Annotated in this window: 11 protein-coding genes; 9 read left to right on the top strand and 2 right to left on the bottom strand. The window is 39.5% G+C overall.

The window, feature by feature from the left end:
- Positions 1–8 precede the first annotated feature (8 nt).
- The 6 genes from ribE to glmS are packed head-to-tail and all read left to right on the top strand — an operon-like array spanning position 9 to position 5,607.
- Complete coding sequence (gene ribE, locus FTU37_RS03945; RefSeq protein WP_067765591.1) at positions 9–479, top strand: 6,7-dimethyl-8-ribityllumazine synthase; 471 nt, start codon at positions 9–11, stop codon at positions 477–479.
- A gap of 4 nt (positions 480–483) precedes the next feature.
- Entirely contained in the window at positions 484–933 is a 450-nt protein-coding gene (gene nusB / locus FTU37_RS03940) for a transcription antitermination factor NusB (protein WP_078191534.1), read from the top strand.
- 20 nt (positions 934–953) lie between these two features.
- Complete coding sequence (gene thiL, locus FTU37_RS03935; RefSeq protein WP_180123829.1) at positions 954–1,871, top strand: thiamine-phosphate kinase; 918 nt, start codon at positions 954–956, stop codon at positions 1,869–1,871.
- Positions 1,872–1,893: 22 nt separating this feature from the next.
- Positions 1,894–2,370 carry a phosphatidylglycerophosphatase A gene (locus FTU37_RS03930; RefSeq protein WP_180109316.1) on the top strand — a complete coding sequence of 159 codons (477 nt, stop codon included), beginning with the start codon at positions 1,894–1,896 and terminating at the stop codon, positions 2,368–2,370.
- Between the two features lie 21 nt (positions 2,371–2,391).
- Positions 2,392–3,756 carry a bifunctional UDP-N-acetylglucosamine diphosphorylase/glucosamine-1-phosphate N-acetyltransferase GlmU gene (glmU, locus tag FTU37_RS03925; protein WP_180123828.1) on the top strand — a complete coding sequence of 455 codons (1,365 nt, stop codon included), beginning with the start codon at positions 2,392–2,394 and terminating at the stop codon, positions 3,754–3,756.
- A 12-nt stretch (positions 3,757–3,768) separates the two neighbouring features.
- A complete protein-coding gene (gene glmS / locus FTU37_RS03920; protein ID WP_180123827.1) occupies positions 3,769–5,607 on the top strand; it encodes a glutamine--fructose-6-phosphate transaminase (isomerizing) in 1,839 nt (612 codons plus the stop codon).
- Positions 5,608–6,200: 593 nt separating this feature from the next.
- Here the strand turns inward: glmS and FTU37_RS03915 are convergent.
- The gene (locus FTU37_RS03915; RefSeq protein WP_180003567.1) at positions 6,201–6,686 is read right to left on the bottom strand and encodes a GNAT family N-acetyltransferase; all 486 of its coding nucleotides are present in this window, start codon (positions 6,684–6,686) and stop codon (positions 6,201–6,203) included.
- Positions 6,676–6,942 (bottom strand): DUF1778 domain-containing protein, encoded by a 267-nt coding sequence (locus FTU37_RS03910; protein WP_039890759.1) that lies wholly within the window; start codon positions 6,940–6,942, stop codon positions 6,676–6,678. The genes FTU37_RS03915 and FTU37_RS03910 overlap by 11 nt, the downstream gene beginning before the upstream one ends.
- Before the next feature lie 429 nt (positions 6,943–7,371).
- On the opposite strand from FTU37_RS03910, the gene FTU37_RS03905 reads away from it, so the two are divergent.
- Genes FTU37_RS03905 through FTU37_RS03895 form a run of 3 tightly spaced genes read left to right on the top strand, consistent with a single transcriptional unit; the run spans position 7,372 to position 11,961 of the window.
- Positions 7,372–8,175: a TnsA endonuclease C-terminal domain-containing protein gene (locus tag FTU37_RS03905; RefSeq protein ID WP_180003570.1), complete on the top strand. Its 804-nt coding sequence runs from the start codon at positions 7,372–7,374 to the stop codon at positions 8,173–8,175.
- Positions 8,162–10,282, top strand: coding sequence for a Mu transposase C-terminal domain-containing protein (locus FTU37_RS03900; RefSeq protein ID WP_180123826.1), 2,121 nt, complete (start codon positions 8,162–8,164; stop codon positions 10,280–10,282). Before FTU37_RS03905 ends, FTU37_RS03900 begins: the two co-directional genes overlap by 14 nt.
- Positions 10,279–11,961, top strand: a complete 1,683-nt coding sequence (locus FTU37_RS03895) for an AAA family ATPase (protein WP_180123825.1) — start codon at positions 10,279–10,281, stop codon at positions 11,959–11,961. The genes FTU37_RS03900 and FTU37_RS03895 overlap by 4 nt, the downstream gene beginning before the upstream one ends.
- Positions 11,962–11,971: the final 10 nt, after the last annotated feature.

Genomic DNA, 11,971 nt, shown 5'->3' with positions numbered 1-11,971 from the left:
AGGTTGCTATGGCAGTTCGCCGTATTGAAGGTATGTTACATCTCGCGAACGAAGACCGTTATGCGATTTTAGTTGGTCGTTTTAATAGCTTTGTTGTTGAACATTTGCTAGAAGGTGCCGTTGATACATTGAAACGTCATGGCGTATCAGAGGATAATATCACTGTTGTTCATGCACCGGGTGCTTGGGAACTTCCTGTGGTTGCAAAAAAACTTGCAGCTTCAGATCGTTTCGATGCCATCATCGCGCTTGGCGCAGTGATTCGTGGTAGCACGCCTCACTTCGATTTTGTTGCTGGCGAATGTGCCAAAGGTTTAGGCGTTGTTGGTCTAGACACTGGCTTACCAGTAATTAATGGTGTATTGACTACGGATAGTATTGAACAAGCGATTGAACGCTCAGGCACAAAAGCAGGCAATAAAGGTAGTGAAGCTGCCTTGACTGCTATTGAAATGGTTAACTTGTTAAAGGCTATTTAACGCTATGTCGCAAACACTTCAAGCAACTTATGCAGCAAAACGTAAAGCACGTCGCTTTGCTGTACAAGGAATTTATGAATGGCAAATGAGCCGTAATCCTGTCCATGAGATTGAAGCACGTACACGTGTGGATAATGCCATGCACAAGGTCGACCTCGGCTATTACCACGAGTTATTGACCGAGGTTGTTGCCAATCATGAAGCATTGGATGCGCTTTTAATCCCTGTACTCGATCGTGAAGTAGACGCTTTAGATGGTGTTGAACTTGCAACACTTCGTCTTGGTGCATATGAACTTAAAGAACATCTTGAGATTCCATATCGCGTCGTGTTAGATGAAGCGATCGAATTAGCTAAACATTTTGGCGGTGCAGACAGCCACAAATACATCAATGGTGTATTGGATCGTTTAGCGACTACATTGCGTGCAGCAGAAAAACAACAAGCTAATTAATTTTTTAAGTAGTACGTTGTATGGCTGAGTTCTCGATCATTGATACCTATTTTAATCGACAGAATACCAATTCTGTCGATTTAGGGGTCGGTGATGACTCAGCCTTGCTCACCCCTCCTCCACAGCAACAATTGGTCATCTGTGCCGATACACTGGTTGCTGGGCGTCACTTCCCTTTCGACACAAACCCACATGCCATCGGCTGGAAATCTGTTGCCGTCAATCTCTCTGACATTGCTGCAATGGGTGCCAAACCACACAGTATTTTATTGGCATTGAGCCTACCCCAAATTGATCATGACTGGCTCAAAGACTTTAGTCAGGGTTTATATGATTGTTGCGAACAATTTGGTGTGAGTTTAATTGGTGGTGATACCACACAAAGTCCTCATCTGACGATTTCAGTTACAGCCCTCGGCTGGATAGAATCAGGACAAGCTGTCCCACGTTCAGGTGCCCAAATCGGTGATTATATCTGCGTCAGCGGACAAGTCGGTGATGCTGCATTTGGCTTAAACCATTTAGGTCATCGCTTACAGCACCGTTTAGATTATCCCACACCCCGTTGCTTACTGGGCCAACAGCTCAAAGGCTTAGCCAACAGTATGATTGATGTCTCTGATGGGCTCGCACAAGATTTAGGACATATCCTCGCCGCTTCAAACGTCGGTGCAGAAATTGAATTAGATCAACTTCCTATCGATCACGATGTAAAACAATTACAACAAGAAAAGCAGTGGCAATACGCCCTCGCGGGTGGAGATGACTACGAGTTATGCTTTACAATAAGTCCGCAGAATTATAAAAAACTTCTGCAACTAAAATTAGATGTAAACATTAGTAAAATCGGTCAAATCACCCCTAATTTGGGAATCCGTTATAACAACCACGGTGTTGACCAAGTCTTAAAATTTAAGGGATACCAGCATTTTGCATAAGCCAGCCATTAACTTTAAATCCATGTCTTGGTTTAACCGAGTCATCGCCTTTTGTGGCGTGGGATTTGGTTCGGGTCTTGCACCCAAAGCACCGGGCACCTTTGGCTCTGCTTTTGCTTTGTTGTTTATTCCAGGTTGGCTTGCAATCGGCTTTTTCAACTCCATTATAGTCATGATCATCATGTCGATTATTGGGATCTATATTTGTGGTCAAACCGCCAAAGTCATGGGTGTTCATGACGATGGCCGCATCGTATGGGATGAATTTGCCGGTCAGTCCATTACCTTCCTCCCGATTTTATATCTTGGGCAAATGAGCTGGACTTGGGCATTGATTGGTTTTGCTTTATTCCGTTTATTTGATGTCTGGAAACCGTGGCCTATTTGTGTCATTGACCGTCAAGTCGGTGGTGGCTTTGGCATCATGTTTGACGACATCATTGCGGGTCTTTGGGCCGCGCTTTGCATCTGTATTTATTTTTATATTGTGTCTATGTAATAGAAACACCTAGGATTAAACATGTCTACTAGCGTTATTATTCTTGCTGCAGGTAAAGGAACACGTATGCGTTCACGTTTACCCAAAGTTTTACAACCCCTCGCAGGACAACCGCTGCTCGGTCATGTCATCAACACGGCGAAAAAACTAAATGCAGAAGAAATAATTACCATCTATGGGCATGGCGGTGAATTGGTTCAAAACGCGTTTGCACATGAAAATATCAAATGGGTTGAACAAGCAGAACAATTGGGTACAGGCCATGCAGTCAAAGTGACTCTGCCTGTCCTAGCAAAAACTGGGATTTCTTTGATTCTCTCGGGTGATGTGCCTTGCATCACTGAAGCAACATTACAAAAACTATTAGATGCATCTGCTCAAACAGGTATTGGCTTAGTAACCCTAACGGTTAATGATGCGACAGGTTATGGTCGTATTGTACGTGAAAATGGCAAAATTCAAGCCATTGTTGAACACAAAGATGCCTCTGAAGAACAACGTAAAATCAAAGAATTTAATACCGGTATTTATGCAGTAAGCAATGCTAAATTGCACGAATGGTTACCAAAATTAAGCAATAATAACGCGCAAGGTGAATATTACCTGACCGATATCGTTGCCATGGCAATTGCTGACGGTCTCGAAGTGGCATCTGTTGAGCCAGAACGTGCTTTCGAAGTGGAAGGTGTCAATGACCGCGTACAATTGGCTGCCCTTGAACGTGAATTTCAAGCATTCCAAGCTAAACAACTGATGCAACAAGGCGTTCACCTGATTGATCCTGCACGTTTCGACTTACGTGGTACATTGACTGTTGGTCAAGATGTCCGTATCGATATCAACGTGATTATTGAAGGTGATGTTGAACTCGGTGATAACGTAGAAATTGGTGCAGGTTGTATCATTAAAAACACCAAGATTGCGGCAGGTACTAAAGTTCAACCATATAGCGTTTTTGACAGTGCCATTGTTGGTGAAGACGCTCAAATCGGTCCATTTGCACGTTTACGCCCTGGCGCAAAATTAGCTGCAGAAGTACATATTGGTAACTTTGTTGAAGTTAAAAATACCACTGTCGGCTTAGGCTCAAAAGCCAACCACTTTACCTATTTAGGTGATGCGGAAGTCGGTGCAGGTTCAAACATTGGCGCAGGCACCATTACCTGCAACTATGATGGCGCAAACAAATTTAAAACCATTATCGGTGACTCAGCTTTCATCGGCTCAAATAGCTCATTAGTCGCTCCTGTCACCATTGGTCATGGTGCAACAGTGGGTGCTGGCTCAACCATTACACGTGACGTGGCAGACAATAGCCTTGCGGTAGAACGTTCGAAGCAATTTGCCAAAGAAAACTATCCGCGTCCGCAAAAGATTAAGAAATAAGAGGAATTCATTATGTGTGGTATCGTCGGCGGCGTTGCAGAACGTAGTATTACCAATATTTTAATTGAAGGCTTAAAGCGTCTTGAATATCGTGGCTATGACTCTGCGGGTTTAGCGCTGATTAATAAAGGCCATGTTCTACGTGAACGTCGCGTAGGTAAAGTTGCAAATCTTGAACAAGCCGTTGAAGAAGCAGATATCGCAGGTTCGGTCGGTATTGCACATACACGCTGGGCAACCCATGGTAAACCGACTGAAAATAATGCCCATCCGCATATCTCAGGCAATGTGGCTGTTGTTCATAACGGTATTATTGAAAACTATCAAGAGCTTAAAGATGATCTTGAAGCGCTTGGTTATGTTTTTACCTCACAAACCGATACAGAAGTTGTTGCGCATTTAGTCAATGACGCTTTAAAAACCACCCCGAGTCTTTTAGAAGCAGTTAAAAGTGTCGTGCCTCAGCTCAAAGGTGCTTATGCACTGGGTATCGTACATACCGACTATCCTGATGAATTAATCACGGTCCGTGAAGGTTCACCTCTTGTGATTGGTGTCGGTATTGGCGAGAACTTTATTAGCTCGGATCAATTGGCACTTTTACCGATTACCAACCGTTTTATCTACCTTGAAGAAGGTGATATTGCACGTTTGACACGTAATACCATTGAAGTATTCGTCGATGGTAAATTGGTGAATCGACCAGTCAAAGAGCTTGATGCGACTGTCAGCAATGCTTCAAAAGGTGAATATAAACACTATATGCTCAAAGAAATTTATGAGCAGCCTGAAGCGATTAAGCAAACGATTTCACAAGCATTAAATGGTAATGCGCTTCGTGATGATTTCCTTGCCAATGCAGCTCAAGATTTCAGCCAAATTCAACAAGTGCAAATCATCGCTTGTGGTACTAGCTACCATGCCGGTATGATTGCCAAATATTGGTTTGAACAACTGATCGATGTGCCTTGCCAAGTCGAAATTGCCAGTGAATTCCGTTATCGCTCGCCTGTGATTGTGAATAACACACTGTATGTTTGTATTTCTCAATCAGGTGAAACAGCCGATACTTTAGCTGCACTGCGTGATACGCAAAAGCGTGCAGCAGCGAAAAGCTTGAATATCACCACCATGACCATTTGCAACGTGGCAACCTCGTCGATGGTCCGTGAAACCAACTACAGTTTGTTGACGCTCGCAGGCCCTGAAATTGGTGTTGCTTCGACCAAAGCATTTACCACACAGCTTGCGGCATTAATGCTATTGGTATTGAAAATTGGTCAAATTAAGCAAAGCATTTCAACTGACCGTGTTTCTGAAATTATTGCAGCGCTTTGGCATACACCAAAAGTGATTTTAGATACTTTACAAAATAATGCTGAGATTCTACGTCTATCAGAATTATTTGTTGAAAAAAATCACTGTCTATTCTTGGGTCGTGGAACTGAGTTCCCTATCGCCCTTGAAGGTGCTTTGAAACTTAAAGAGATTTCATATATCCACGCAGAAGGTTATGCGGCTGGTGAATTAAAACATGGTCCATTGGCACTGGTTGATAATGATATGCCTGTGGTGATTCTTGCTCCACAAGATGACATGTTGGATAAACTCAAATCGAATATGGAAGAAGTGCAAGCGCGTGGTGGTGAGTTGTTTGTTTTTGCAGATGAGAATAGCGGTATTAAAGCCAAAGATCGTCAACACGTGGTTTATGTGCCAAGTGTGAATGAAATCTTGGCACCGATTGTGTATAGCATTCCAGTACAACTGCTCTCTTACCATGTTGCCGTGCTGCGTGGAACAGATGTCGATCAGCCACGTAACTTGGCGAAGTCAGTGACGGTGGAATAATAATTTTTGATCAAGGGCTGGAATTGTGTTCGTATAATTAAGTTTGTATCAAATAATTAAGTTTAGATTTAATTATTTTAGTTTGTACATTAATGAAATGAACAAACAAAACCCTACCCTGTAGACCTAGTGGTTCTACACCAAGTCTACAGGGTTTTTAATATAATTAAACTCAAATTAGCATCACACCAGAAATATAAAATTATTACCAATATATTCAATAATATAAATATGTAAAAATCCCACCCTAGATTCAAAAAGCATTCCTTTTTGACCTCACCTTGAAAACATTTCATTTTATTTAAAGTATGCTTCGCCTTTCTGGGCAAGAATTCGCATTTTAAAGCGGAAGAATCTTATACAAACTTAATTTCATCTAAAATTAAAGATAGTAAATATTAATACAAACTTAATTTTAAAACCAAAAAACAATGAATAATATATATCAACAACTTAAGATAAAAAATAAAACAAACTTAATTAAATTACCATAATTAGACGCAGTATTTGGTCATAAAGCAAAATAAGGGTTAAGGAACTATGTGCAAACTCTGAATAAGTCTATTAGCTATTCCTGTTACTAGCAGCCCACCTTATTTAAAATGAGGTATTTCATTCACTGGATATATTAATGTTAATGGATTTGATGTTAATGAGATAAAGCCAAACCGCTGATAAAACTCCATAGCTTTTTGATCCTTAGCATGTATTACAACAAAATTAACACCAATAATTTGAGCAACTTTTGAAACTTGTTTAAGAGCATGTGCTAAAAGTACTTTTCCAACTCCTTGCCCCTGTGCTGCTTGATCAACGGCAAAGCGACCCACAACCACACAAGGTAAGGGATAACGAGGTAATCGTTTAGTGAGAACAGCATCAACCCCATCAAATCCTATAGAGGTACTTGATAGACAATAAAATCCCCTCACCTGTGCATCATCAATAGCAACATAGGTTTTACTTGTTCCTGATTTCTGATGTTGGGATGCGTATTGTTTTATGAACTTATTTAAATCATCTTGCCCACAATTAAATGATTTTTTCTGATGATGGGCTTGCAAAACCTCAATTTTCATCCAATAAACTCATTAAATTTTTCATCTCATCATTTGCAGGGCGTGGATTTTCAAGCAAATTCATTAACATATCACGATCAGCATTATTTACTTTTAACTCGTGATTAGATTTAAGTAATTCTTTTGCTCGTTCAAATGAGGATTGGATCATAAAGGAACTCACACTAAGACCCAATAAATTCGCAGCTTGCTCAATTACATTCTTTGCATCTACGGTTGAACGAACATTGATTCGTTCTGTTGCTAAGTTAGCCATATTTTCCACCAATTTGTACATCATAATGATGTACAAATTATAGCAGATTAAGGTAGTACTTTAAGATCCAAATTTACATATTTTGTTCTAAAATATTTGGAATAGAAAATAAGCATTTTACTATGAACCAAAATGAATGGTCGGGTTTGAGTCTGAATATGCAATTGGTTTACATAAGAATATGCAACGATGTTTACTAAGATGTAATTTGAATACTTTTGCCTATCATCAACGTTTTTTTAAACTCATTAATTGAGTATTAAAATACCATATTAATTATTAAGTTGCTGAATTAAATAAATAATTAAATAAAAATTATAAAATTTTGTTTGTATATAAATATATTTAAGTTTGTATATTTTTGCCAAATACAAAATCAACCCGCTTCAGATATGATTAATTATCCACCAAAACCCACAGGTCTTCTGTATGGCAAAAATTATAAAAAACTATGAAGAACTAGTAACAGAAGGGTATGGCCAGGGCCATGGACGCGATTATAAACCTTGTAAAACTGTTCAAAACTTCAGTTCAATTGGTCGCTCTCACAGAGTACAAGGCCGTGTCAGTAAACGTCTTCATCACTTATTTTCTGATCTAGAGCTATCTACCTTTTTACTGCTTGACTGGAATCAGAACGTTACAGATATTCGCGAGCATTATCCTTTGGATATCTATGATCTTAACTCCATCTGTTCTCGTTTCCGAATGAAAAAAGTGTCGATTGACTATATACCTTTTACCCTATCTTCAGATTTTTTAGTTGATTTTGGTAAGTTTTCTATAGCCCTTGACACTCTTTACAGCAAAGATCTGAATAAAGCTCATGTTATTGAGTCATTAGAAATTAAACGTCGCTACTGGGAAGAAGAGCACAATACGCCGTTCAAGTTGATTACTGAAAAAGACATTCCTGCTACGGTACTAGAGAACATTAAATGGTTGTATGTAGAAAAAAATGACCTTGAAATAACAAATCACATGATCGATCTAGCAGTTTATTTTATGGAAGAAATTAGCCAGTACCCTCAAAGCTCATTAATCCAATTTTGTAAGCATTTTGACCAAACTCAAAAAATGGGTATCGGAGCGACGCTCGCATTGTTTAGAAAATTATTTGCACTGCGAATACTTCAATTTAATCTAGAAATTTCGTACTTGGAGCTTAAACTCTCTGATATTCATGCAAGTAATTTGCTCCAGAATGAGAATACAGTCCATGCAACTAATTAATTCAGTTTACATCTTGAATTCAACACAATACCGAATACTCAAATTCTTACCGCAGTATACGGTATGGATTGCGATTGATAATAAAAATGCTTTTCCTGAACTCATTTTGTCTAAGGAACTTCAAACTCTCTCAGATGATCAAAGCCTGATACCAGCGCAAGATCCTTATGAATACTTAAAACGATTAAACTTGAGTGAAGATTCTATTCAACTCAAAAAAAGAGATGAAAACTTTTTAATTATTCAAGATTTAATTAATGATGAACAAGTTCTTATCAATGCAAAAATCAGGACTGCAAAAATTAAAACTCTACATCTAGAGAAAGAAGTATCAATTAATAAAATTCTACGACTCCTAAGACGCTACTGGCAGCGTGGTCAAACGATAAATGCTTTGGTACCGGACTATGAAAACTCAGGTGGAAAAGGCCAAAAAAGAACGATAGGTGATAAAAAAATTGGCAGACCACGCATCTATGAATCAAATGAAGGTAAGAATGTTACTGAACAGGTTGAATTATATTTTAAGAAAGCCATCGAAGAGTATTTAGTTCCTGTCAAAAAACAATCCATTAACGAAACTTATCTTCGGTTTAAAAATTTATTTTCCAAGCACTTTCATCAAGTGCAAGCTGGAGATATTCCAACGTATGCTCAATTCTACTACTTTTATAATACGCGATATAGAAATAAGAACAATTCCAAGGAAATTCTGAAGAATCAGAAAACCCTGAAAGATCACAAACCTCTGACTTCAACAGCGACCAAGCAAGCAAATGGTCCTGGTGCACGTTATGAGATAGATTCAACAGTCGCTGACATCTATCTAGTATCATCACGAGATCCATCACAGATTATTGGCCGACCTACCGTATATATTGTTATCGATGTATTCAGCAGGATGATTACTGGACTTTATGTCGGTATGGAAAACAGTTCATTTAACACAGCTATACAATGCCTCAGCGTTGCAATCCAAGATAAAGTGACATTCTGTCAGAGTTATGACTTGCAAATACAACCAGAAGACTGGCCTATTTATGGTTTACCTGGTGCCATACTTGCAGACCGCGGTGAACTAATTGGCTATCAAATTGAACTTCTTGAAAAAAACTTTTCTGTTCGTATTGAAAATGCGCCACCGTATCGAAGCGATGCCAAAGGTATTGTGGAGAGGGCTTTTGGAATCATTCAGTCACGCTTTAAATCCTACGAGAATATTGGTGTTGTTTCTGGATTCAAGGAAAAAAAGAAAGGCGGACATGATTATCGACTAGAAGCTTGTCTAACTCTGGAAGAGTTCAGAAAAATCATCTTAAGCTGCATCTTGTTACGCAATAATTTTGATATTTTGACGAAATACGATCGTAGTGCCGATATGCCGACTGACCTGCCTTCTACCCCCCTTAAGCTCTGGCAGTGGGGTCTACAGCACCGTACTGGGATGTTAAGACAAGTGGATAACAAATCACTATATGTTGGCTTGTTACCTAGGACCGACGCCTCCTTAAGTGACAAGGGACTTAAAGTCAAAGGCTTACTCTATCAATGTCTGGAAATGCATCAACAAGGCTGGTTTATTCGTAACACGACCAAATCCCGCCCGAAAAAGTTGCGGATTGGTTTTGACCCATACTCAGTAAATACCATTTATGTTTTCTTTGATGAAAATAAGTTGGAATACTGGGAAGCGCACTTAAGTGATGCCTCACGTCAATATCAGCATCTGACCTGGTGGGAAGCTGAACAAATTCAAAAAGCAATCAAAACTGTTGAAAAACAACATTCACAACTAAAGTCTGTAGCCATTAGTGAATTACAGGATTTTACTGACAAAATCATCCACACAGCACAGAGCCGGCAGGCTCAAGCAGGAGTTCACCAACTTTCTAAAGCACAACGTACTCGGGATATTCGTCAGAACAAACAAGAAGCAATTCAGGTGGAACGTGAGGAACATCTCCAAAATAGGTCCGTCAATTCTATCCGGACTATCCATTCCAACCAAGACAATACTCCAACACCCCCATCTCACAGCAGCAATCTGGATTTGACCAGTCAACCAGACTTAATGAGACAATTATTTGAAGAGGACGATGAAGAATGAATAATAATGAACTCGCGGTCAACACATCGATAGAAGATATCTATGGGGATAATCCTCTCATTACTCAATTACCGCCTATCCTTGACACAAAATCGGTCATTAAACACCTACGAGGGAAACTGAAATTTATTCCAGAACAGCGTTTCTTACCCCAACCAGAAAGAATCCATCTGATTGCTCAGTTGCCTCATGATTTTTTTCAACCACTGACCAAACATCTATCCCTTGAGCAAAAAATTTCTATTATGATTCGGCAAGGTTATGTGAGTAGAAACATCACTAATGGTGATAGACATCGACATTTACACGCTGCTTTTCAGCAACTAGAACCATCAAATGAAAGCTGTTACCGCTATGCACCTCCAGAGTCGACTGCAACTAGCATGTCAATTATAGGATGTTCGGGAAGCGGTAAAACAACGACAATGAACAAAATTTTGCGTTATTACCCGCAAGTGATTGAACATAGAGAGCTGGGATTAAAACAAATTGTTTACCTTAAAATTGATTGTCCGCATGACAGCTCTTTAAAAAACTTATGCTCAAACTTTTTTAGAGCAGTAGATTTAGCATTAGGAGATACGAACTTCGAGCATCGTTTCACCAGAAGTCGCTTAAATGTGAATGCCATGCTGCAGCAGATGAAAATTATCGCAAATAATTATTCAATTGGACTTTTAATCATTGATGAAATCCAGCATTTGAATACAAAAAAATCTGGCGGGGCTGAAATCATTCTTAATTTCTTTGTCACCCTTGTGAATGTGGCATCCATTCCAATTGTGATGATTGGGACACCCAAAGCCAATGAAATTCTGCAAGAAGACTTAAGATCAGCTAGACGCAGTGCGGGATTAGGCTCTTTAATCTGGGAACCTATGCGCAATGAAGTACCCACTCCCGATCCTAGCACCCCTGATCAAATGATCATTTCTGAATGGTATGCTTTCACCAACAAGCTGTGGCAATATCAATGGGTTCAACAACCAGCTGAACTGACCGATGAATTAAGAAACACTTGGTATTATTATACGCAGGGCATTCCAGATTTAGTGGTTAAACTGTTCTGCTTGGTGCAGATTCATGCAATCACCATTGGTCTGGAAAAAATTACATCTGAACTTTTTAAAAAAGTCTACGAAGAACAATTACAGCCAGTCCACGATATTTTGGATGCACTCCGCTCAGGCAACCCCACACGTATTGCACGGTATTCTGACTTAACTATCCCTCAAGTTCAAATTGAGGAATATGTTGAACAACACCGTTTAAAAGCTGCATTAAAAACGGAAATACAGCGTAAAGATCTAGGACCACATTATTCCACACTTATAGGTATGCTAACGGCCTTAGGTCACCCCGCTGCTACAATAGATCTGCATGTCACTTCTGCATTAAAAAAATATCCAAACGAGAACTTACAGGTACTACTCCAGCATATTCTGGAAGTATTAGACGGCTCTGTAGCAAAAGATAAATTGGACCAGCCTCAGACCACAACTTCGGTAAGAAAACCAAGAACATCACGCAAAGTCATGAAAGCAGAAGAATGGAAGAGCACTGAAGCCAATGACTTACGGAATTTTTTCAGTCAAGCACAAGAAAAGGAAGTAGATGTTTATGAGCTATTAAAATCATCTCACTATTTGTTTGATCCCACCTCTCCTGTGTTGCATTAAACAAAAAATA

The sequence above is a fragment of the Acinetobacter sp. YH12097 genome, assembly GCF_013419225.1.
GTDB lineage: Bacteria > Pseudomonadota > Gammaproteobacteria > Pseudomonadales > Moraxellaceae > Acinetobacter > Acinetobacter amyesii.
Note: the sequence above shows the minus strand (reverse complement) of the source record. Positions and strands in the feature narration are given on the sequence as shown.

Excerpts from the sequence above, each read along its gene's own strand:
- FTU37_RS03895 (WP_180123825.1), top strand. The coding sequence starts at position 10,279 with ATGAATAATAATGAACTCGCGGTCAACACATCGATAGAAGATATCTAT.
- FTU37_RS03930 (WP_180109316.1), top strand. The coding sequence starts at position 1,894 with ATGTCTTGGTTTAACCGAGTCATCGCCTTTTGTGGCGTGGGATTTGGT.
- ribE (WP_067765591.1), top strand. The coding sequence starts at position 9 with ATGGCAGTTCGCCGTATTGAAGGTATGTTACATCTCGCGAACGAAGAC.
- FTU37_RS03910 (WP_039890759.1), bottom strand. The coding sequence starts at position 6,942 with ATGGCTAACTTAGCAACAGAACGAATCAATGTTCGTTCAACCGTAGAT.
- FTU37_RS03915 (WP_180003567.1), bottom strand. The coding sequence starts at position 6,686 with ATGAAAATTGAGGTTTTGCAAGCCCATCATCAGAAAAAATCATTTAAT.
- thiL (WP_180123829.1), top strand. The coding sequence starts at position 954 with ATGGCTGAGTTCTCGATCATTGATACCTATTTTAATCGACAGAATACC.
- glmS (WP_180123827.1), top strand. The coding sequence starts at position 3,769 with ATGTGTGGTATCGTCGGCGGCGTTGCAGAACGTAGTATTACCAATATT.
- FTU37_RS03900 (WP_180123826.1), top strand. The coding sequence starts at position 8,162 with ATGCAACTAATTAATTCAGTTTACATCTTGAATTCAACACAATACCGA.
- glmU (WP_180123828.1), top strand. The coding sequence starts at position 2,392 with ATGTCTACTAGCGTTATTATTCTTGCTGCAGGTAAAGGAACACGTATG.
- nusB (WP_078191534.1), top strand. The coding sequence starts at position 484 with ATGTCGCAAACACTTCAAGCAACTTATGCAGCAAAACGTAAAGCACGT.
- FTU37_RS03905 (WP_180003570.1), top strand. The coding sequence starts at position 7,372 with ATGGCAAAAATTATAAAAAACTATGAAGAACTAGTAACAGAAGGGTAT.